The 22,377-nt window shown below is 60.6% G+C and carries 16 protein-coding genes and 4 tRNA genes; 13 read left to right on the forward strand and 7 right to left on the reverse strand.

Going from position 1 to position 22,377, the window contains the following annotated elements; genetic code table 11:
• Window positions 1-460: 460 nt before the first annotated feature.
• Both AC0Z5Z_RS14145 and AC0Z5Z_RS14150 read right to left on the reverse strand, forming a co-directional pair.
• Complete coding sequence (locus tag AC0Z5Z_RS14145) at window positions 461-3,931, reverse strand: hybrid sensor histidine kinase/response regulator (protein ID WP_485611225.1); 3,471 nt, start codon at window positions 3,929-3,931, stop codon at window positions 461-463.
• A gap of 223 nt (window positions 3,932-4,154) precedes the next feature.
• Entirely contained in the window at window positions 4,155-4,697 is a 543-nt protein-coding gene (locus AC0Z5Z_RS14150) for a TetR/AcrR family transcriptional regulator (protein ID WP_150636740.1), read from the reverse strand.
• A 103-nt stretch (window positions 4,698-4,800) separates the two neighbouring features.
• Here AC0Z5Z_RS14150 and AC0Z5Z_RS14155 point away from each other — a divergent pair, with 103 nt between their 5' ends.
• The 3 genes from AC0Z5Z_RS14155 to AC0Z5Z_RS14165 all read left to right on the forward strand — a co-directional run bounded on the left by AC0Z5Z_RS14155 (window position 4,801) and on the right by AC0Z5Z_RS14165 (window position 9,223).
• Window positions 4,801-5,988, forward strand: a complete 1,188-nt coding sequence (locus tag AC0Z5Z_RS14155; RefSeq protein ID WP_485611231.1) for an MFS transporter — start codon at window positions 4,801-4,803, stop codon at window positions 5,986-5,988.
• Window positions 5,989-6,103: 115 nt separating this feature from the next.
• Entirely contained in the window at window positions 6,104-7,255 is a 1,152-nt protein-coding gene (locus AC0Z5Z_RS14160) for a TDT family transporter (RefSeq protein ID WP_056783963.1), read from the forward strand.
• A 96-nt stretch (window positions 7,256-7,351) separates the two neighbouring features.
• Window positions 7,352-9,223, forward strand: coding sequence for an MFS transporter (locus AC0Z5Z_RS14165; RefSeq protein WP_485611226.1), 1,872 nt, complete (start codon window positions 7,352-7,354; stop codon window positions 9,221-9,223).
• A gap of 114 nt (window positions 9,224-9,337) precedes the next feature.
• Here the strand turns inward: AC0Z5Z_RS14165 and sugE are convergent, their stop codons facing one another.
• The 3 genes from sugE to rdgC form a co-directional block, all read right to left on the reverse strand.
• Window positions 9,338-9,652, reverse strand: a complete 315-nt coding sequence (gene sugE, locus AC0Z5Z_RS14170) for a quaternary ammonium compound efflux SMR transporter SugE (protein WP_041479526.1) — start codon at window positions 9,650-9,652, stop codon at window positions 9,338-9,340.
• A 119-nt stretch (window positions 9,653-9,771) separates the two neighbouring features.
• Window positions 9,772-10,737: a bile acid:sodium symporter family protein gene (locus AC0Z5Z_RS14175; RefSeq protein ID WP_041479525.1), complete on the reverse strand. Its 966-nt coding sequence runs from the start codon at window positions 10,735-10,737 to the stop codon at window positions 9,772-9,774.
• Between the two features lie 143 nt (window positions 10,738-10,880).
• Complete coding sequence (gene rdgC / locus AC0Z5Z_RS14180) at window positions 10,881-11,801, reverse strand: recombination-associated protein RdgC (RefSeq protein ID WP_024012190.1); 921 nt, start codon at window positions 11,799-11,801, stop codon at window positions 10,881-10,883.
• A 159-nt stretch (window positions 11,802-11,960) separates the two neighbouring features.
• Between rdgC and AC0Z5Z_RS14185 the strand changes: the two genes are divergently transcribed.
• From AC0Z5Z_RS14185 to AC0Z5Z_RS14200, 4 genes are all read left to right on the forward strand, one after another.
• A tRNA-Val gene (locus AC0Z5Z_RS14185) sits at window positions 11,961-12,036 on the forward strand.
• Window positions 12,037-12,055: 19 nt separating this feature from the next.
• Window positions 12,056-12,132, forward strand: a tRNA-Asp gene (locus AC0Z5Z_RS14190).
• Between the two features lie 189 nt (window positions 12,133-12,321).
• Window positions 12,322-12,397: transfer RNA gene (locus AC0Z5Z_RS14195), tRNA-Val, on the forward strand.
• A 19-nt stretch (window positions 12,398-12,416) separates the two neighbouring features.
• Window positions 12,417-12,493, forward strand: a tRNA-Asp gene (locus tag AC0Z5Z_RS14200).
• Window positions 12,494-12,582: 89 nt separating this feature from the next.
• Here AC0Z5Z_RS14200 and AC0Z5Z_RS14205 read toward each other — a convergent pair.
• Window positions 12,583-13,752 carry a catalase family protein gene (locus AC0Z5Z_RS14205; RefSeq protein WP_485611227.1) on the reverse strand — a complete coding sequence of 390 codons (1,170 nt, stop codon included), beginning with the start codon at window positions 13,750-13,752 and terminating at the stop codon, window positions 12,583-12,585.
• Window positions 13,749-15,560 carry a di-heme-cytochrome C peroxidase gene (locus AC0Z5Z_RS14210; RefSeq protein WP_485611228.1) on the reverse strand — a complete coding sequence of 604 codons (1,812 nt, stop codon included), beginning with the start codon at window positions 15,558-15,560 and terminating at the stop codon, window positions 13,749-13,751. The genes AC0Z5Z_RS14205 and AC0Z5Z_RS14210 overlap by 4 nt, the downstream gene beginning before the upstream one ends.
• A gap of 269 nt (window positions 15,561-15,829) precedes the next feature.
• On the opposite strand from AC0Z5Z_RS14210, the gene bamJ reads away from it, so the two are divergent.
• The 6 genes from bamJ to AC0Z5Z_RS14240 all read left to right on the forward strand — a co-directional run.
• Complete coding sequence (gene bamJ, locus AC0Z5Z_RS14215; RefSeq protein ID WP_016773732.1) at window positions 15,830-16,546, forward strand: BamJ family beta-barrel-assembly machinery protein; 717 nt, start codon at window positions 15,830-15,832, stop codon at window positions 16,544-16,546.
• Window positions 16,547-16,838: 292 nt separating this feature from the next.
• The gene (locus AC0Z5Z_RS14220) at window positions 16,839-17,294 is read left to right on the forward strand and encodes a YkvA family protein (protein ID WP_016773733.1); all 456 of its coding nucleotides are present in this window, start codon (window positions 16,839-16,841) and stop codon (window positions 17,292-17,294) included.
• A 112-nt stretch (window positions 17,295-17,406) separates the two neighbouring features.
• The gene (locus AC0Z5Z_RS14225) at window positions 17,407-17,748 is read left to right on the forward strand and encodes a helix-turn-helix domain-containing protein (protein WP_056783977.1); all 342 of its coding nucleotides are present in this window, start codon (window positions 17,407-17,409) and stop codon (window positions 17,746-17,748) included.
• Window positions 17,745-18,116 (forward strand): hypothetical protein, encoded by a 372-nt coding sequence (locus AC0Z5Z_RS14230; protein ID WP_003223109.1) that lies wholly within the window; start codon window positions 17,745-17,747, stop codon window positions 18,114-18,116. The genes AC0Z5Z_RS14225 and AC0Z5Z_RS14230 overlap by 4 nt, the downstream gene beginning before the upstream one ends.
• On the forward strand, window positions 18,117-18,524 hold the full coding sequence (locus AC0Z5Z_RS14235; RefSeq protein ID WP_485611229.1) for an SEL1-like repeat protein: 408 nt from the start codon (window positions 18,117-18,119) through the stop codon (window positions 18,522-18,524). It begins immediately after the preceding gene.
• Between the two features lie 239 nt (window positions 18,525-18,763).
• Window positions 18,764-22,377 (forward strand): DUF6531 domain-containing protein (locus AC0Z5Z_RS14240; protein WP_485611230.1); only part of this gene is annotated, 3,614 nt, incomplete at its 3' end.

The raw sequence follows: 22,377 nt of genomic DNA on the forward strand, positions 1-22,377 counted from the left end.
GCAGGCTCGGGTTCCTTCGCTCCGGGATCGATCCGGGCGCAGCGGCTACGGTTTGCTTCGCTGCACCTCCTTCCGCTGTGTCTGGCTGCGCCAGACGGTCGCTGCGCTCCCACGCCCGGATCAATCCCTCCGCTCAGCCTTCCGACGTCGCCGGTGGATCAAGATCAAAAGCACTCGAGCTTGCGCTCATTGTTGAGTGGGGCGGCTTCGCCGCGGGCAGCTGCGCTGCCTTGCTTTTGCTTTTGTGGGAGCGAGCCTGCTCGCGAAGGCAATCTGCCGACCAACCATTTCACTCAGATATCGACGGTCCAACTGTAGGAGCTGCCGAAGGCTGCGATCTTTTGCTCTTGCTCTTGCTCTTGCTCTTGCTCTTGCTCTTGCTCTTGCTCTTGCTCTTGCTCTTGCTTTTGCTGTTCTGTGGGAGCGAGCCTGCTCGCGAAGGCGTCTGCAAGGTCACCTTCTACAACGGCAAATACCGACTCAAAAGCGCCCGCAACGCTGCCGGCTTCACCGGTTTGGCCAGGTAATCCAGGCCCGCCGCATGCACTTGCGCCACGGTCTCCGGGCGTCCATCCGCGCTGATTACCACTCCGGGTACCGGCTCGCCCAGGCGCGTGCGCAACCACGCCATCAGCTCTGTGCCGGTATCGCCGTGGTCGAGGTGATAGTCGACCAGCGCCAGTTGCGGCCGCACGCCTTCATTCAATATCGCTGCGCATTCTTCGCGATTGCGCGCCGTCCACACTTGGCAGCCCCAGCGGCTCAGCAGGCTGTTCATGCCGATCAGGATGCTGTCTTCGTTATCGATGCACAGCACCTGCGCGCCGCTGAGCAGTTTTCCGTTCAGTTCCACCGTGGCGCTGACTGGAGGGGTTTGCGTGCGGGCGATCGGCACTGTCACGCTGAACACACTGCCGCGCCCCGGCCAGGAACGAACGCGCAAGGTATGCCCGAGCACGCGGCATAAGCCGTCGGCGATCGCCAGACCCAGGCCCAGACCTTTTTCGGCGCGGGTCTGGTGGCTGTCGAGGCGTTTGAATTCTTCGAAAATCACTTGTTGTTTGTCTTCCGGAATGCCCGGGCCGCGATCCCAGACTTCCAGACATAACTCACCACCGCGCCGACGCACGCCCAGCAGCACCGGGCCTTTGGCGTAGCGGAACGCGTTGGTGAGGAAGTTCTGCAGAATCCGCCGCAGCAGTTTGATGTCGCTGTCGATGCGCAATTGACTGCCGCGCACCCGGAACGTGAGCTTTTGCTCTTGGGCGAGCGCCTTGAACTCCGCGCCGAGGGTGTCGAACAGTTCATTGACGACGAACGCTTTGCGGTCCGGGTTGATCTTGCCGTTTTCCAGGCGCGAGATGTCCAGCAGATCGCTGATCAGGTCTTCCGCCGAACGCAGCGAGCTGTCGAGGTGTTGCACCAGTTGTTGCGCCTCTGCGCTCAAGCCTTCGTTCTGGTGGGAGAGGGCGGCGGAGAACAGTCGCGCGGCGTTCAGCGGTTGCATCAAGTCGTGGCTGACGGCGGCGAGGAAGCGGGTTTTCGACTGGTTGGCCGCCTCGGCATTGCCCTTGGCTTCGGTGAGCGCGACGTTGAGTTGCGACAGTTCCTGGGTGCGCTCGCTGACCCGTTGTTCCAGCCCTTCGTTGGCCTCGGTCAGCGCCTGTTCGGCTTCGCGGAACGCGGTAATGTCGGTGAAGCTCATGACAAATCCGCCGCCGGGCATCGGGTTGCCGATCAGCTCGATCACCCGGCCATTGGGGAACAGCCGTTCGGAAGTGTGTGCGCGGCCCTGACGCATCCAGTGCAAGCGTCGCGCGACGTGCACTTCCGCTTCGCCAGGGCCGCACAAACCGCGTTCGGCGTTGTAGCGAATGATGTCGGCAATCGGCCGGCCGACGCTGATCAGGCCGTCGGGGTAGTTGAACAGCTCCAGATAACGCCGGTTCCACGCCACCAGTTTCAGCGACTGGTCGACCACGCTGATGCCCTGGGTGATGTTCTCGATCGCGCCTTGCAGCAGGGCGCGGTTGAACTGCAGCACTTCCGAGGCTTCGTCAGCGATTCGGACTACGTCCTCCAACTGCATTTCCCGACCTTCGATGGCGGCCTTTACTACGGCGCGCGTCGAAGAGGCGCCAAGGACACCGGCGAGCAAGCGTTCGGTGTGGGCAATCCATTCGCTGTCGGCGTTCTGGTTGGGGTTGAAACCCTTGCCCTGACGGTAGGCGAAGCGAATGAAGCTCTGCCGCGCACGTTCTTCGCCGACGAAACGCGCCGCCAGTTGCAGCAGATCGTCGATCTGCACCGCCAGCATCGAACGAGCATTAGGCCGCGCGCTGATTTCCTGACCGATGAAGCGCCCGGCTTGCCAGTGTTCCGAAACCCGCGTGCGCGACAGCACCGAGACCCAGGCGAACAGGGTGAAATTACCGGCCAGCGACAGCACCACGCCTTGGGTCAACGGGGTGATCGGCAGGTTCAGCGGATTGCTGTGCAGCCACGCCAACCCCGGAAAACTCGCCAGCGACCAGCCGAGACTGTGCGCGGCAATCGGCAGCACCAGCGTGTAAAACCACAGAAACGTCCCGGTAGCGAGCCCGGCGAACACGCCACGGCGGTTGGCCTGTTTCCAGTACAGCGCGCCAAGCATGGCCGGCGCCAGTTGCGTCACCGCCGCGAAGGCGATCTGGCCGATGGTCGCCAGGCTCGCGGTCGAGCCGAGCAAGCGATAACTGACGTAGGCCAGCAGCAGAATCACCACGATGCTGACGCGGCGCACCGAGAGCATCCACTGGCGGAACACTTCGAACGGGCGCTCGGCGTTGTTGCGCCGCAACAGCCAGGGCAGCAGCATGTCGTTGGAGACCATGGTCGACAGTGCGACGCTGGCGACAATCACCATGCCGGTCGCTGCCGATGCACCACCGATAAACGCCAGCATCGCCAGCGCCGGATGGGCCTGGGCCAGCGGCAGGCTGATCACGAACGAGTCGGGTAGCACGTGGCTGGGCAGCATCATCTGACCGGCAAGGGCGATAGGGACTACAAACAATGCGGCCAAAGCCAGATAGGCGGGGAAGACCCATTTCGCCAGTCGCAGATCCTGCGGGTCGATGTTCTCCACCACGGTGACGTGAAATTGCCGCGGCAGGCAGATGATCGCCATCATCGCCACGCCGGTCTGCACCACCATCGATGGCCAGTTGATGGTTTCCTTCCAGTACGCCTCAAGGCGCGGGGCGAGCATCGCCTGATTGAACAGGTCGTCGAAACCGTCATACAGCCCGTACGTGACGAAGGCGCCGACGGCGAGGAAGGCGAACAGCTTGACCAGCGATTCGAACGCGATCGCCAGCACCATGCCACGGTGGTGTTCGGTGGCGTCGAGGTTGCGCGTACCGAAAACGATGGTGAACAACGCCAGCACCAGCGACACGATCAGCGCCGTGTCCTGGGCGCGGGTGCCCATGGCATCGGCGCCGGCGCCGATCAGCAGGTTCACGCCGAGGACAATGCCTTTGAGTTGCAGGGCGATGTAGGGCAAGACGCCGACGAGACAAATCAGCGCCACCACCACCGCCAGCGATTGCGACTTACCGTAGCGCGCGGCGATGAAGTCGGCGATGGAGGTGATGTTCTCCTGTTTGCTGATCATCACCATTTTCTGCAGGACCCACGGCGCGCCGACCAGCAGCAGGATCGGCCCGAGGTAGATTGGCAGGAATGACCACAGTTGTTCCGCCGCCTGGCCGACCGCGCCGAAGAACGTCCAACTGGTGCAGTAGACCGCCAGCGACAGGCTGTACACCCAAGCGCGCACCCGTGGCGGCAACGGCGTGCTGCGACGGTCGCCGTAGAAGGCGATGGCGAACATGATGGCCATGTAGGCCAGGGCAACGACGGCGATCAGCCCGGTGGACAACGACATGCAGCACTCCCGACAAAAGACTCCCCGGCACTCCTGCCCGGGCGGACAGTCTCGCACGCGCGCGACGGTTAGTCAGTGTCGACCAAGGTCGTGGCGTGGCGGGGTGTCGCAGGCGGGGTACCGGGTGGTTTTTGTGGTGCCCGGGCGGGCCTCTTCGCGAGCAGGCTCGCTCCCACTTTCTGGAATGCATTCCCTTGTGGGAGCGAGCCTGCTCGCGAAGGCGTCAGTCCTGCCGCAATGCAATATCGATCAACCGATGCAACTCATCCACCTCCAGCGCCGTGGCCGAAAACAGAATCCGGAACACCACCGGCGCCACCACCAGATTGATCAAGCGATCGACACTCGGTGTCTTTTCATCCGGATAGCGATCGACAATGGTCTGCAACTGCGCACCAATGATCGCCACGCAATAGCCCGGCGTAGCGCTGGCCTGCACGTCGCGCATCATGTTGCGCCCGACCTCCGAGCTCATCTCGTCGAGATATTGCTCGGCCCAGGCGCGGATATCGCCGCGCAGGCTGCCAGTGTTCGCCGGCTCGCTGTCCGGGCGCATGCGGGCGAGGGCGACGTCCGCCAGCAACGCCGCCAGATCACCCCAGCGGCGGTAGATCGTCGACGGCGTAACCCCCGCGCGGGCGGCAATCTGCGGGACGGTCACGGTGGAACGTTCCTGCTCTTGCAGCAGCGCATTGACCGCCGAATGAATCGACTCCTGCACCCGGGCACTGCGGCCACCGGGGCGTAAACCTTCTTTAATAGCCATGCGGCAGACCTTAACACAAAGAATTTGCTTTAAGCGCTGGGCGGTAGCACACTGCGCAAAAGCAAAAAATTAGCTTTTGCGGAGTGTGCCCATGACCAGCCCCTTGAATAGTGTCGCTTCCCACCAGTCGAGCTTGTGGTTTCTGGCGATCACCTTACTCAGTTTTCTCGCCGCTTCCACCGCGCCGACGCCGTTGTATCACTTGTATCAGGATCAGCTGCATTTCTCGGCAGCGATGTTGACGCTGATCTTCGCCGTTTACGCTTTCAGTCTGTTGGCGGCGTTGCTGACGGTTGGTTCGCTTTCCGACCATCTCGGACGCAAACCGGTGATCTTCAGTGCCGTGCTGCTCAATGCGCTGGCGATGCTGCTGTTCATTTATGCCGACAGCGTGTCGTGGTTGATCAGCGCACGGGTGCTGCAAGGTTTCGCCACCGGCATGGCCACCGCCGTTTTGAGCGCAACATTGCTCGATACCGACCGCCAGCAGGGGCCGCTGATCAACAGTGTCGCGCCGTTACTCGGGATGGCTTTGGGCGGTTTGGGCTGTGGCTTACTGGCAGAATTCGCACCAGCGCCGTTGCAGCTGACCTATTGGTTACTGTTGGCACTGTTTGTGTTGCAAGGCGTGTATGTCTGGCGCCTGCCGGAAAGTGTCTCGCGGCAAGGTGGGGCGCTGGCGTCGTTGCGGCCGACCCTGCACGTGCCGGTGCAAGCGCGTTCAACGTTGTGGCGAGTGCTGCCGCTGAACACCGCAACCTGGGCGCTCGGAGGTTTTTATGCCTCGCTGGCGCCGTCGTTGGTGCGCACCGCCACTGGCTCTACCTCCAATCTGATTGGTGGCGCTACGGTCGCGGCGCTCACCGTGACCGGTGCGTTGATGATTTTCATGATGCGCAATCGTCCGGCCGCTCAGGCGTTGCGGCTGGGTGCGAGCTTGCTGCCAATCGGGCTGGTCCTGATCCTGCTCGGTGTGCATGGCGCCAGTCTGTCGTTGTTTTTCTTCGGCACCCTGGTCGCCGGTTGCGGCTTCGGTTCGGGTTTCCTCGGTGCGGTGCGCAGTCTGGTGTCGCTGGCCTCGCCACACGAGCGAGCCGGATTGATGTCGGCGTATTACGTGCTCAGTTATCTGGCGTTCTGTTTGCCGGCGTTGCTGGCCGGGCAACTGGCGCGCAGTTTCGGGTTGCTGGCGACCACTGATGGTTACGGCGTTGTATTGATCGTGCTGGCCGTGGCTGCGCTGCTGCTCAGTCTGCGTCCGCAGACAGGCAGAGTTTGCAGCGCTCCTTAAGCGCGTGTAGATACTTATCTGCAAAACAGATAACAGTTAGAGATATTACCCGTTATATCGATATTCGATTCGGATCTACCATGAACTCAACCTCACCAGAGGACAGGAGTTCATGATGATTTGCCCTAACAGTGTCACCCCCGGCTACAAACCTTTCAGCCAGCTTCAGCATCCGCGTGAAGTGATCCGCCAGTTCACGCCGAACTGGTTCGCCGCGACCATGGGCACCGGTGTGTTGGCATTGGCGCTGGCCCAGTTGCCGCTGGCCATTCCCGGATTACGCGTCGTGGCCGAGGGGCTGTGGCTGTTCAACATTCTGTTGTTCAGCTTGTTTACTGCTGCCTACGCCGCGCGCTGGATTTTGTTCTTCGACGAGGCGCGGCGGATTTTCGGCCATTCGACTGTATCGATGTTCTTCGGCACCATTCCCATGGGCCTGGCGACGATCATCAACGGCTTTCTGTTGTTCGGGCTGCCGCGCTGGGGCGACGGTGTCATTCAGCTCGTTGAAGTGTTGTGGTGGATCGATGTAGCGATGTCGCTGGCCTGCGGTGTGCTGATTCCGTACATGATGTTTACCCGCCAGGAACACAGCATCGATCAGATGACTGCGGTCTGGTTGCTGCCGGTGGTGGCGGCGGAAGTAGCAGCGGCCAGCGGCGGCTTGCTCGCCCCGCATCTGACTGACGCCCATGGGCAACTCGTCGTACTGACCACCAGCTATGTGCTCTGGGCTTTCTCCCTGCCGGTGGCGTTCAGCATTCTGACCATCCTGTTGTTGCGTATGGCCTTGCACAAACTGCCCCACGAAAACATGGCCGCGTCGAGCTGGCTCGCCCTCGGTCCGATCGGCACCGGTGCGCTGGGCATGTTGCTGTTGGGCGGTGAGGCGCCAGCGATTTTTGCCGCCAATGGCCTGGCTGGCGTCGGTGAAATCGCCTCAGGATTAGGGCTGGTGGCAGGGATCACGCTGTGGGGCTTCGGTCTGTGGTGGATGTTGATGGCGCTGCTGATCACCGTGCGTTATCTGCGTGACGGCATTCCGTTCAACCTCGGCTGGTGGGGCTTCACCTTCCCATTGGGCGTGTATTCGCTGGCGACGCTGAAACTGGCAAGTATCCTCAACCTGACATTTTTCAGTGTGTTCGGTACGGCGCTGGTGATTTTGTTGGCGGCAATGTGGCTGATCGTCGGCAAGCGCACCGTGCAGGGCGCGTGGCGTGGCGAGCTGTTTGTCTCGCCGTGTATTGCAGGTTTGAAGAAATAATCCGAAAAGTTTAGGTAAGGTGTGGCCTGGATCGTGGTGCGGGATTCCAATAACAAGCACCCAGGCCTCACTACCTAACATCAGGAAACACGGAAGATGAGTCACCCCTCACAGTTCAACCTGTTGCGCACCCGGCGCTTTTTGCCCTTCTTTATTACCCAGTCGCTCGGCGCGTTTAACGACAACGTGTTCAAGCAGTCGTTGATCCTCGCCATCCTCTATCGGCTGACCATCGAGGGCGATCGCTCAATCTGGGTCAACCTCTGCGCGCTGCTGTTTATCCTGCCGTTTTTCCTGTTCTCGGCGCTGGCCGGGCAGTTCGGGGAAAAATTCGCCAAGGACGCGCTGATCCGTCTGATCAAACTCGCGGAAATCGCCATCATGGCCGTAGGATCGATCGGCTTCCTCTTCGATCATCTGTCGCTGATGCTGGTGGCGCTGTTCGCCATGGGCACGCACTCGGCGCTGTTCGGCCCGGTGAAGTATTCGATCCTGCCGCAGGCCTTGCGCGACGATGAACTGGTCGGCGGCAACGGTCTGGTGGAAATGGGCACGTTTCTGGCAATTCTCGCCGGCACCATCGGCGCCGGGATCATGATGTCGACCGAGCACTACGCGCCGGTAGTCTCCGCCGCGATCGTCGGCATTGCCGTGCTGGGTTATCTGGCCAGCCGCAGCATTCCGCGCGCGGCGGCCTCGTCGCCGGAAATGCGCCTGAACTGGAATATCTTCAGCCAGTCCTGGGCGACGCTGAAACTCGGTCTGGGCCAGACACCTGCGGTGTCGCGCTCGATTGTCGGCAACTCGTGGTTCTGGTTCGTCGGGGCAATCTATCTGACGCAGATCCCGGCCTACGCCAAGGAATGGATGCACGGTGACGAAACCGTGGTCACGCTGATCCTGACCGTGTTCTCGGTGGGCATCGCGCTGGGTTCGATGCTCTGCGAGAAGCTCTCAGGGCGCAAAGTCGAGATCGGTCTGGTGCCGTTTGGCTCGTTTGGCCTGACCGTGTTCGGCCTGTTGCTGTGGTGGCATTCCGGTGGGATCCCGGACAGCGTCACCGGCCATAGCTGGATTGCTGTGCTGGGCTTCGTGCACACCTGGGCGGTGTTGATCGACATCCTTGGCCTCGGCATTTTCGGTGGCTTCTATATTGTCCCGCTGTACGCGCTGATCCAGTCGCGTACGGCTGAAAACGAACGGGCGCGGGTGATTGCCGCCAACAACATTCTCAACGCGCTGTTTATGGTGGTGTCGGCGATTGTTTCGATCGTCTTGTTGAGCGTCGCCAAGCTGTCGATCCCGCAACTGTTCCTGGTGGTGTCGCTGCTGAACATCGGCGTCAACGCCTACATCTTCAAGATCGTTCCGGAATTCAGCATGCGCTTCATGATCTGGCTGCTCAGCCATTCCATGTACCGCGTCGAGCACCGCAACCTTGAAGCGATCCCGGACGAGGGCGCGGCGCTGCTGGTGTGCAACCACGTGTCGTTCGTTGACGCCTTGCTCATCGGCGGTGCCGTGCGTAGGCCGATTCGCTTTGTCATGTACTACAAGATCTACAACCTGCCGGTGCTGAACTTCATCTTTCGCACGGCGGGCGCGATTCCTATCGCCGGACGCCAGGAAGATATCCAGATCTACGAGAAAGCCTTCACGCGTATCGCTCAGTATCTGAAGGACGGCGAACTGGTGTGCATTTTCCCGGAAGGCAAATTGACCGCCGATGGCGAGATCAACGAGTTTCGCGGCGGCGTGACGCGGATTCTCGAAGAGACCCCGGTGCCGGTGATTCCGCTGGCGCTGCAAGGATTGTGGGGGAGTTTCTTCAGTCGCGATCCGAATAAGGGTTTGTTCCATCGCTTGTGGTCGCGGGTGACGCTGGTGGCGGGGCCGGCAATTACCGAAGGGACCGAGCCGGCGAAGTTGCAGGTGTTGGTGGGGGAATTGCGCGGGGCTGTCAGATAGTCGGTGTATCAAAAGGCCCCTTCGCGAGCAGGCTCGCTCCCACAGTTGACCCTGTTCCAATGACGGAACGCGGTTGAATGTGGGAGCGAGCCTGCTCGCGAAGACGCGAGTGGCTTAAGCGCTGACTTTAAGGCCTATCAAACCCGTGACGATCAACGCCACACTGGCCAGCCGAATCAATGCCATCGACTCGCCGAACAAAATGATCCCGGCGATCACCGTGCCCACCGCACCTACGCCGGTCCAGATCGCATAGGCCGTACCCAACGGCAATTCCTTCATCGCCAAGCCCAATAGACCCAGACTGATAGCCATGGCGGCAACGGTCAGGGCGGTGGGGAGCGGGCGGGTGAAGCCGTCGGTGTATTTCAGCCCGACGGCCCAGCCGACTTCGAACAGACCGGCGCAAAACAGAATGATCCAGGACATGCAGGACCTCCATCGATTGACGGGGTCGTCCCCAGATGAATGACTCGATCGAGCCGCAGGGTCGTCCCCGCGTTGCGCAATATACTGACGAGCATTAACCCGGGGATCAAGTTTTCAGCTCAGTCGGCAGCCCTTTGCGCGAGGTTGTCGCGATCTTCTTTTTCGCTCATGCGCCGGAAGTACGTCGACAGCAGCGCCCCGGAAATATTGTGCCAGACGCTGAACAGCGCGCTCGGCACCGCCGCCAGTGGCGAGAAGTGCGCACTGGCCAATGCCGCGCCCAGTCCCGAATTCTGCATGCCGACCTCCAGTGCCAGCGACTTGCGCTGAGCCAGCGGCAAGCCGAACAGGCGCCCGGTGAAGTAGCCGAGCAGATAGCCGAAGCTGTTGTGCAGCATCACCACCGCCATGATCAGCAGGCCGGACTCGGCGATTTTCGCCTGACTCGCCGCCACCACGGCGGTGACGATAATCACGATGCTGACCACCGATACCAGCGGCAACACATCCACCGCATGCCGCACCTTGTCGCCGAGCAGACGCTGCGCGACCACGCCGAGAACGATCGGCAACAGCACCACTTGCAGGATTGACCAGAACAGCTCCATGAACGATACCGGCAGCCACGCCGAGGCCAGCAGCCAGATCAGTGCCGGGGTCAACAGTGGGGCGAGGAGGGTAGTGACCGCGGCAATCGCCACTGAAAGCGCCAGATCACCGCGTGCCAGCCAGGTCATCACGTTCGAAGAGGTGCCGCTCGGGCAGCAGCCGACCAGAATCACCCCGACGGCGATTTCCGGCGGCAGGTGAAACACCTGGCAGAGCAACCACGCCACACCGGGCATGATCACGAAATGCGCAACCACGCCCAGCGCCACCCGCCACGGATGGCGAGCGACGGCAGCGAAGTCGTCGAGCTTGAGGGTCAGGCCCATGCCGAACATCACCAGACCCAGCAGCGGTACGATCGCGCTTTTCAGGCCGATGAACCACGCCGGTTGCAGGAAGGCCACGACGGCGAATATCAGAACCCAGTAAGCGAAGGTATTGCCGACAAAGCGGCTGAGTGCAGCCAGTGCGCGCATGGCTTGATCCTTATTATTGGTTACACCACAAAACATTGTGGGAGCGAGCCTGCTCGCGAAAGCGGTGAGCCAGATACATTAATGTTGCTGGCGCACCGCATTCGCGAGCAGGCTCGCTCCCACAGGTTAGATGCTCGTCAGAGTCAGATCCCCTGCGGCATCTCTTCCCCACCCAACGCTTCAACCAGTGCCGGCAGGAAGTCGCCGAAGGTCAGCATCATCAGGGTGAAGCTGGCATCCAGTTGGCCCAGGGCTTCATCACCACCGTCCTGTTCCGCCTGATCCTGCAGCAGATCCTCGAATTTCAGGCGCTTGACGGTCATCTTGTCGTCGAGCATGAACGACAGTTTGTCCTGCCAGGCCAGCGACAGCTGAGTGACGACTTTGCCGGTGCTCAGGTGCAGCTGGATTTCCTCGCTGGTCAGGTCCTGGCGCTTGCAGCGGACGATGCCGCCGTCTTCGTGGGTGTCGCGCAGTTCGCACTCGTCCAGTACATAAAAATCGTCGGCGGCTTTCTGCGTGGTGACCCACTCGGTCATCACCGCAGTCGGTGCCATTTTCACGGTCAGCGGACGCACGGGCAGGGTGCCGATCACTTCGCGCAGCGTCGACAGCAGGTCTTCGGCGCGTTTCGGGCTGGCCGAGTTGACGAGGATCAGGCCCTGTTTCGGCGCGATCGCGGCGAAGGTCGACGAGCGACGAATGAACGCGCGCGGCAGAAACGCCTGGATAATTTCATCCTTGATCTGGTCGCGTTCCTTCTTATAGACCTTGCGCATCTGCTCGGCTTCGATCTCTTCGACCTTTTCCTTGACCGCGTCACGCACAACGCTGCCCGGCAGAATACGTTCTTCTTTACGCGCAGAGATCAGCAGGAAATCGCCGCTGACGTGTACCAGCGGCGCATCTTCGCCCTTGCCGAACGGTGCAACGAAACCGTAAGTGGTCAGCTCCTGGCTTGCACACGGCCGCGCCAGTTTGGTCGCCAGTGCAGTTTCCAGCGCCTCGGCATCGACAGGCAGGTCTTGGGTCAGGCGATAGATCAGCAGGTTCTTGAACCACATGGGGCGAGTCACTCCTTTATACAAAGGGGGGCATTATTGTCTTCGCCGGGGCGTAGGCCAACCCTTCTCTAAGCCTTTGGAAGGCCTCGGAAAATTATTTAAAAAAGTGCTTGCCAGAGGTTGGGGTGCTCCGTAGAATGCGCGCCACACCGAAGCGAAGGGTGATTAGCTCAGCTGGGAGAGCGTCTGCCTTACAAGCAGAATGTCGGCGGTTCGATCCCGTCATCACCCACCATTCGTTTCAAGTGTTTAGCGCAGCGGTAGTTCAGTCGGTTAGAATACCGGCCTGTCACGCCGGGGGTCGCGGGTTCGAGTCCCGTCCGCTGCGCCATATTCGGTAACCTGGACCACTGAACGCCAGGTAACCACGGAAAAACCCGCTGATGCGGGTTTTTTTCTGTCTCAAGGTTGTACCCGCGGGATGTATCGTTTCACCGGTTTTCAGATTTTTTGAAAAATATTCAATTAAATCAACACTTTACGAAAACTTGTGGCATAATGCGCCCCGTAACGAAGCGAAGGGTGATTAGCTCAGCTGGGAGAGCGTCTGCCTTACAAGCAGAATGTCGGCGGTTCGATCCCGTCATCACCCACCATTCGTTTCAAGCGTTTCGCGCAGCGGTAGTTCAGTCGGTTAGAATACCGGCCTGTCACGCCGGGGGTCGCGGGTTCGAGTCCCGTCCGCTGCGCCATATTCGGTATCTGGAACTGAACGCCAGACACCACAAAAAGCCCGCCTTGTGCGGGCTTTTTGCTGTCTGCGATTTATGAAATCGCCGCGCTACTGCGCCGCATTGCGGACATGCCGATAATCGCTCACCGCCTCGTACACTGCCTTGCGCAAGCGATTGATCCCGCCAATCGGCCGATGCGCCTCGATGCCGAACCACGGGTTGAACGACAGGTTGTCGCATTGCAGATTCAGCGCCGGCGTATCGAAGTCCTGCGCAGGCAGAGTGATCCGCGCCACGGTTTCAAACGGTGCATCTTGCTCACGCCACTCAATGCTGGTGTCCTCGATCGGCATGTACTTGTTCGCGTCCTGGCGCTGGATCTGCAGGGCAAAACACGCCGGCACCCGATCCGTGGATAACTGTTGATTCAGTGCACTGCGCAGAAAATTCGGCAAGTCGTGATTCTGTTTGGGCAAGGTATACGCCGGGCAACGCTCCGGATCCGGCACGACGCGGAATTTCGCATTGGCCTCACCGAACTTGTAGGGCGATACCGAGAAATATGTAGTCTCGGTCGGACTGTCCGGCGGCGCTGACAGGGTTGCCAACGCGATGAATAGATGGCGGACCTGCCAGGTGCGCGGATCCCACGTCGGAAAAAACGCCATGACCTTCTTGCCGTCAGCCTGCGCCGCTACATTCTGACGATACTCGGCGACATCGCTGACAAAGAAATTCGGATGGCTGAACATCACGAAATCCTGTTCATGCTGGTCTTGGCGATTGCCGAGCAGTTGCTTGCCAGAAACCTCGAACAGCTTGATTGCCATCCCGCGCGCGTCGCGAATGCTGTCGAATTGTGGGTAGGCATTGCCGTTGGACAACCGGATCAGCGCCTGCCAGGTCTTGCCCGGCTCGCTGAACACCCCCTGTCGCAGCGATTGCGCCAGTTCCGGTAAAACCTGCACTTGCGCCTTCACGCAGCCATGCGCTTTGGCGTGGGCATCGCGCAGATAACGCGTGCTTTCGCGATGCTGGTCGACGATGCGCACAGCGGTTTGAATGATGTCCTGGGTCATCGCCGCTTCGCCTGGTGGAATCTGTTCCTGCGCCGACACCGGCCCACGATGCTGCCAAGCGAACCACGCGGCGGCGATGGCCCAGCCGAGCAGGCCGATGATCAGCAGGATCAGCAGCGTCTTGCCAAGCAAACGCCCCAACCAGAGCCAGAAGCGAGCCAGTGGCGGCAGTTCTTTTTTGAATGTCGGCATGATCATGGCAACTGCGCCTCCAGTGGTCCGCCCAGCACTTTCAGGTATTCGAGCAGCGCCCAGCGCTCCTCTGGTTGCAGGAGGCGGCCGATCACCCCGTTGCCGCGAGCGCCGGCGCGGAATTCGTGGCCGCTGTTATGGTTGCCGCTGATGCGCGTGTCGAACAGAAAACCGTTGGTGAAAGATTCGGTGCGATAGCCGAGGTGGTGCGGGTCGTATTCGAGCGTGCCTTTATAGAAGGTGGTGGCGCGCTCATCCTGCGGTGACAGCAACTGATAGATGCTTGGCACCGAACCGTTGTGCAGAAACGGCGCAGTCGCCCACACGCCAGCCAGCGGTCGAGCCTTGTAAGCGACCTTCTCGCGCACGCCGATCGGCAGGCCGAAACCGTCCATGCGCGGTTTTTCTTCCGGCGTGATCTGCGCGTCGCGATAGGCACGGTTTTCCACGAACGCGGTGACGTAAGCCAGGCCCTTGGCCACCGACAATTGGCTCAGATCAAGCGGCGCTTTAGGTTCGGGGTGCAGTCTGACGTCCATTTTTTCCAACTCTTTGACATCCCATTGCAGCGCGCTCAGGTCGAAACGATGGCTGGCAACGTTGTTGGCCGCATTGGGATCGGTACCGATCACGTCTACGGGCAGCATGTGCAAGTGCTGCACCCAGCGTTCGCCTTCCTGCGATTGGCGCGGGACATGGCAGCCGACGCAGTTTTCCGCGAACAGCGCGCGGCCTTTGGCGGCCAGCGGCTTGTCGATCGCACCGAACAGATCTTCCGGCCAGGTCGGCGGCTTCAACTGCTGCAAGGTTTCTTCGATGGCGTGCAGATCGCGCACGCGCACGCTGGAGGGGTAGCGCTCAGCACCTTGCAGCGGCTGGCCGTTGCCGTCGAAGAAATTCAATGTGGCTCCGACGCCGAGCGCTTCGCCGATATTGCGCGCCATCGGCTGCTGGGCCGAGCCATTCCACTGCACCCAATCGAACGTCCACATGTCCCACAGCTGCGGATAATCCACCGGGGCATCGGCTACGCGGTAGTTGGCAGGGGAAATCGCATCGCCAAACGTCGCGTTGGCAATCCGGCCGAACGCATCGGTGCGCCCCGGGCCTTCCTCGGTCGGGTACAGGCCGCGATGGGTGTCGTTCCACGCCACTTTGACGAAGGTGTTCAGCGAGGTCTTGAACTCGCTGCGCAATTGTTCGCGGCGCGCTTCGTAATCATCTCCGAGCACCTGGCGGGCGAAGCGCTCGAACTTCCACGGGTTGTAGTAAGTCGAGGCGAGACTGGCGACCAGGGCCTGTCCGAAACTGCCACCGCGCAACGTAGGAACGCTGGAAGGCAGCACGTGCTGTGCGCTGCCGCCATCGATACGTACGGCCTGGCCTTTGATGCGCAACTCGCCGGTGTGGCAAGCGGCGCAGGTGATGTCCAGATAATGCTCCGAGGCGTTGCCGGGATTCTCGTGCCGGGCAAAACCGACGGGAAGGTTGCCGGGGTTGTTCGCGCTCGCTTTCTGCTGCGGGTCGACCAGGAAGCCGAAACGGGCGAGATATTCAGGGGAGGCGAAGCGCTGCTCGGAGAAGGGCAATTCCAATGCCTGGAACCACTCGTAACGCAGGCCTTTGACTTGCGTTCCTTGCGGCGTGAAGTAGTAGGTCTGCCGTTCCTCTTCGCTCCATTGATCCAGGTAACGTACCTGTTGCGGCGGGGTGTAGAAGGGCAATTTCGGGCTGGCGACGTAATAGACGATCACCGCGAGGGCGATTATCGCCAGCACGATCACCAGAGTGAGAACGCGGAATAGAAGGCGCAAGTTAAACATCCTTGTCGAATTGTTGCGCTGTTATGCCTGAGCCATGACTGCTGGGCAAGTGGCCATTACGCCAGACGCTGAGGCAAGCTCCGATGACGCTTGTCGTCCGTGGATGACAGAAGCTTCATCCAGCCGTTGCCCAAATGCGTTTTAATCCCTGAACTTATCGGAAGATTCCTGCTCTCATGCCGGTAGCCATTGGTCGTGGCGGCCTGATAAGCTCGCGGCTTTACTCGATTGCCCATTCGGCGCATGAACAAGGAAATAGCATGAAACAGCATCGGTTGGCGGCGGCGGTAGCCCTGGTTAGCCTGGTACTCGCGGGTTGTGACTCGCAGACCAGCGTAGAGCTGAAAACCCCGGCGCAAAAAGCTTCCTACGGCATCGGCCTGAACATGGGCAAAAGCCTTGCCCAGGAAGGCATGGATGATCTGGACTCCAAAGCGGTAGCCCAGGGCATCGAAGATGCCGTTGGCAAGAAAGAACAGAAGCTGAAAGATGAAGAACTGGTCGAAGCCTTCGCCTCGCTGCAAAAACGTGCTGAAGAGCGTATGGCCAAGATGAGTGAAGAGTCGGCAGCCGCCGGCAAGAAATTCCTCGAAGAAAACGGCAAGAAAGCCGGTGTAACCACCACCGCTTCCGGCCTGCAGTACGAAGTGGTGAAGAAAGCCGATGGCCCACAGCCTAAGCCGACCGACGTCGTCACTGTGCACTACACCGGCAAGCTGACCAACGGCACCGTGTTCGACAGCTCCGTCGAGCGCGGCAGCCCGATCGATCTGCCAGTCAGTGGCGTGATCCCGGGTTGGGTTGAAGGTCTGCAACTGATGCACGTTGGCGAGAAGTACAAACTGTACATCCCTAGCGATCTGGCTTACGGAGCTCAGTCGCCAAGCCCGGCAATCCCGGCCAACTCGGTTCTGGTTTTCGACCTGGAACTGCTGGCCATCAAGGATCCAGCCAAAGAAGACGCCGCTGCCAAGTAACACGCAACGGCTGGAAAACAACGCCTCGCACATGCGAGGCGTTGTTGCATCTGCAGGTCAGGGAAGGTAAACAGAGCGAACTGACAGCGATCAGCACAGTCATAGTTTTGAGGCTGCCCGCGCTAGACGCCCTGAGCCGCCAAGTCAATGAAATATTGGGCTTTTTTATGTGAGTAAAAAACGCCCGATCTGAGCGCAGCCCTTATGAAACGGGGCTCTCAGCGCTGAAATGCAGCTCTGTTCACAAGGTTATCCACAATTTGTGTGGATAACATTTCAACGGGAAGAATAGATGAAAGCTCCGTGGAATTTCGCTCGATTCCTGCCGTTGGCCGGTCGCCTGCTGGCCCGTGGACGCTTGCCGACCCTGTTGTTTGCCGTGGCCAGCAAAGGCGCCGCGCAAGGCAATCGCCTGGGCAAACTCAAGGATGATCTGCGCTTGCTGCAGTCGCTGTGCCTGGCCTACTGGCGTGGCGAGTATCGCGCGATCAGTGCCAAGTCGCTGATTTCGGTGGTGGCCGGCCTGATGTATTTCCTCAGCCCGGTCGATGCCATTCCGGATTTCATTCCCATGTTCGGCATGCTCGATGACATCGCTGTCCTCGCCTGGCTGATGAAAACCCTCGATGACGAGCTCAACGCCTTCCGCCTGTGGCGCAAGCGCCAGCAACCCGAGAAGCTGGCGGTGGTTGAGCGCCTTCCTGATACCCCTGAACAATTGCAGCTGCAAGGCCCGAAAAAGCCCTGACTGACGAAGACTGCCTACAGATAGATACCACTCGCGACCTTGGCCGCTGTTAGGATTACACTTCTAGGGAAAAGTGCCGACTCGCTAAGTGGTGTTGTCCTACGGGGTAGTCATGGATATTCAGATAATTGCACGCGATGGCGAACCCGAATACGCGGTTCTGCCGTGGGCTCAATATCAGGCTTTACTGAAAGCAGCAGGGATCAACGCAACACCGGTGCAGCAGCCAGCAGCGCCGCTCGCCGCCTCGCCGGAGCCGATTCTTCCGGGTCTGGATCAATTACGCAGTTTGCGCGAAGGGAAGGGCATCGCCATCGAGGCGCTGGCCCGCACGGTAGGTATCAGCCCGTCTTATCTGGCCATGATCGAAAGTGGTGAGCGTCAGCCCGACGCCGCGATTCGCCGCAGCCTGGCCTGGGAACTGACGGTGCCGGGTTGGAGGGACGAATCGTGAGCGTACGAATCAGCCGTCAACATTGGGACGGATTGCTGGGGGAACTGGACCAGGCGCGTCGTCAGCGCCATCTTCTCACTTATCGAGCCTTGCTTGAGCGTTTGCAGCTGCCGACGCCGGCGATGCAGACACTGACGGCTGCGCTGGAGCATCTGGCCGCACTGGACGCCAAAGCCGAGCAGCCGTTGCGCAGTTCGCTGGTCATCAGTCAGGGCGCCAGTCGTTTGCCGCGTACCGGTTTTTTTGAATGTGTCGAGCGTCTGGGGCGCTTTTCCGGGCCTTCGGATGGCGTTGCAGCGGCGTCCTGGCATGCGTCGGAAGTGGTGCGCGTCTTCGAATACGAATACCCGGAATCGGCGGAGGCCTGAGTGTTTCTGCGCCTCAAGGCGCGGGCCGGTTACTGGCTGGCCCGCAGGCTGTTTCATTGGTCGTGGTTCGTTCGCCAGCCGCGTGGCTGGCGCTGGCTCGAAGGCCAGTTTGCACGCATGGCCAACCTCGGCGATGTCGGTGCGCAAAGCTTTTATGGGCACATTCTGACTTTTCGCGGCGTCGGGTTAGGCGCGCGTGAAGAAGGCGTGCGCTTACTGCGTCTGGCGGCGTTGGCTGGTGATGGTAAAGCGGCGTATCAAGTCGGCGTGATCAGCCTCGCCGGTACCCCGAGCAAGGCGCCGGATCCCGCTGAGGCCGCTCGTTGGTGGAGCATGGCCGCCGAAGCCGGCCACCCGTTGGCCGAGCTTAAGCTGCAACAGCTGATGGCTTGTGATTCAACGCAGTAATTCCATGTATGTCTTCTAAGTAAACGCGGCGTGAGGTTTTCCTCACGCCGCGTTTACGTTTTTGCCTGCACGTTTTTCGCTGGATGTTGGATTGCAGATTAGTCCTACATCCTTTGCCTACTCGCCTGACTTCTTTCCTTTCTGATCCCCCGCACAGTTCCCGCGACTAATTTCTTGCGCGAGGGACCGCTCATGCTTCAGCCCGTTTTTCAGCCCACCTTGTCTGCCTGCGTGTGTTGATGGAAGCCATCGCTCGCATCGAGCAGGAACTCGACAGTTTCCCGCAAACGCTCAGCCTCTACCGCAAACAGCTCGATCACTGGCTCAGTCGCAGGGTGGACCAGATCAGCGAGGCAGCAGACCTGCCATCGCTGGTGGGCATGGAGCGGATCATCCGCTTCGGCGATAGCCGCACGGCGGTCAGTAGCAGCGACGAGGAGTTTTCTTCCAGCGTTGTCCAGTGCCCGCAGGGCGGGCTCATGCAGATCGAGAGCAAGTTCGAATCGGTCTACGACATCCCGCTGGGCAACATTTCCGTCGATGTGGTCGACGTGGATAGCGGCAAAACCAGCCCGGTCACCCTTGATCAGCAGGGCAAGGCTGAATTCAGAGGCGAAGAGGGCAAGTTCTACCGCGTTCTGGTCCACAGCGCTGTCACCTCCAGTCAAGTCGACGAGCTGTTCAAATCCTACAACGGTTTGACCGGCGAACTGAAACGCTGGCTGCGTAGCGAGTGGCAGGGTTTCAAGCCGCAGTGGTCACAGTCGGTGGCGACCGCAGCCAGCAACGGCATGCTCGCCGGCAGTTGGGCGGCCATCGAGGGGGTATGGGACAGCCTCGGACTGCTCTCGGAAATTCTCCAGGACCCCGGCAAGTTTGCCGAGCGTTTGGGCAGTGGCGCGGCTGAGCTGATCGAGCTGGCACAGACCGCGCCAAATCTCATGGAAAAGCTGCAGTTGCTGGTCAGTGACGAAGCGGCGATGTGCTTGCTGCTGCGGTCGGCAAGCCTGTGGCTGGACATGCTGCCGCCCAGCGAGATTGCCGGCAAATCTGCTGAAGTGGCGTCGATGATGATCGTGCAACTGATCATCGATGTGTTGATCAGCGTGGTGCTGACGTTTGTCGGAGCGGGGGCGGGGATCGCTTATCTGACGCTGCGTCTGGCTGACCGCGCAGCGCAGCTGTTCAACGTCGCCAAGCGTCTGGTCAAGGCGCTGTTCAGCATCGTCAACGCCTTTATTGAATACGTCGACCGCTACAAAGCCGTTGCCGCGCGGGGCATCGCCGCCGGGGTGAAAAAGGGCCGGATGCAATTGCGCTGGGATGCCAAGCGCAACGCTATGTTGAAGAAAGACGAGCCCCACGACGACGTCCCCGACCAGGCGAAAAACCCCAACGGCGATGCCGCCGACTGCGTCCCCAATACCTGCAAAAACGGCTGCCCGGTGTCGATGGTCACCGGCGAAGAACTGCTGACCCTGACCGACGCAGTGCTTGATGGCGTGCTGCCCTTCGAGTTCACCCGCTTGTACCGCAGCAGCGCGGTCGAGATCGACATCGGCCTGGGTTTTGGCTGGAGCCACACGCTGGCCCATCGCCTGTCCTTCGACGGCGATGGCGTGATCTGGATCGACCACGAAAACCGCCGCACTCGTTTTCCCCTGCCCAACGTCGCGCGCCCAGCGATTCACAACAGCCTGTCGCGGGCGGCGATCTTTCTCGGCGATGAGCCGGAAGAACTGATTCTGGTTTTGGCCGGCGACAGCGCGCGCTTTTATCACTTTCGCGCCGGCCGGCTGACGGCGATCAGCGACGTCTACGGCAATCGTCTGACCCTGCAACGCGATCGCTCCGACCGCATTCAGCGTCTGGACAACGGCGCCGGCCGCGCCCTGCTGTTGCGTTATGACCGCGCGCAACTGGTGGCGATCGATTATCAGGTGTTCGTCCAAGGCGAGTGGACCACCGAGCAAACCCTCGCCACCTACAGCTTCGATGCCCGGCAACGCCTGCTGACCGCGACCAACGCGGTCGGCGACAGCGAACGCTACGACTACGACGACCATCACGTCATCCTCCAGCGCCAGCTGACCGGCGGCGCGAGCTTCTTCTGGGAGTGGCAGCGCGAGGGCAAAGCGGCGCGCTGCGTGAGGCACTGGGCTTCGTTCTCGCAGATGAACACCCGTTACGTCTGGAACGATGACGACGCCAGCGTGACCGTGCATTACGTCGACGGTACCGAAGAAGTCTACGTCCACGACGAGCGCGCGCGACTGGTGCGCCAGGTTGCGGCCGATGGCGGCGAGCAGCTCAAGGCTTATGACCAGCAGGGGCGATTGATCGCCGAGCAGGATGCGTTGGGCGCGGTCACCGAATATCGCTACGACGAACTCGGACGGCTGATCGCGCTGATTCCGCCGGACGATGCACCAACGTCCTACGAGTACCGCAACGGTTTTCTCTACAAGCGTTGCCGTGGTGATGCGGTGTGGATCTACCGGCGCAACGCTGAAGGCGCCGTTACCGAAGCGGTCGATCCCCACGGCCAGGTCACCCATTACTACTACAACCTGCGCGGGCAATTGCTGTCGCTGCGTTATCCGGACAGCAGCCGCCACCGTTGGGTGTGGAACGAGCTCGGCCAGCTCATCGAAGAAACCCTGCCCGATGGCGGCGTGCGGCGCTTTTCCTACGATGCGCTGGGACGGCGGATTACCACCCATGACGAATTTGGTGTTGTCAGTCGTCAGCAGTGGGACGCGGCCGGCCGACTGATCCTGACGACTTCTCCTACGGGAAGCACGCGCGCCTACAGCTACGGCGCCTACGGCCAGATCACCGCTGAGCGCGACGAGCTCGGGCGCATCACCCGCTACGAATATGACGACGACCTGCATCTGGTCTCGCGGCGGATCAACCCCGACGGCACCCGCGTGCAGTACCGCTATGACCATGCGCGGCTGTTGCTGACCGAAATTGAAAACGAATCGGGCGAAAAATACCGACTGGATTACACGCCGACCGGATTGATCCGACAGGAAACCGGGTTTGATGGGCGGCGCACGGCTTACGTCTACGACCTCAATGGTCATTTGCTGGAGAAGACCGAGTTTGGTGATTTCGGCCCCAGTCTGGTCACCCACTATGAGCGCGACAAGGCCGGGCGTTTGCTGGTCAAAACCCTGCCCGATGGGCTCAAAGTCCGCTACGACTATGATCGCCTCGGGCGCTTGGTTGCCGTTGATGACGGGCAAAACCATCCGCTGGCCTTCGAGTATGACCGTCAGGACCGGCTGATCACCGAGCATCAGGGCTGGGGCACCTTGCGCTACGCCTATGACGCCTGCGGTCAGCTCAAACGCCTGCGTCTGCCGGACAACAGCAAGCTCGATTATCACTACGCCAAGGGCGGTGCGCTGTCAGCCATCGACCTCAACGGCACGCCGCTGACCCGGCATGTGTATCAGTCCGGTCGCGAACAGCAACGCCAGCAAGGTCTGCTGCTCAGCGAATACTCCTACGACGATCAGGGCCGCTTGCTTGCCCACGCTGTAGGTCATCGCCACGCTTCGCTGTACCGCCGCGATTATGCCTACAGCGCCAACGGCAATCTCGAGCACATTGCCGACAGCCGCCACGGCCAGCGTACTTATGGCTACGACGCCCTCGACCGGTTGATCCGCGTACGTCACTCACGCGACGAACTGCCCGAATCCTTCGCCCACGACCCGGCGGGCAACCTGCTGATGCAGGACCGCCCCGGCCCTGCGCAGATCAAGGGCAATCGCCTGCTGATGCAGGGCGACCGTCATTACGACTACGACGCCTTCGGCAACCTGATCCGCGAACGCCG

This window comes from Pseudomonas sp. 1L-E-NC-VB-C3 (assembly GCF_057291535.1).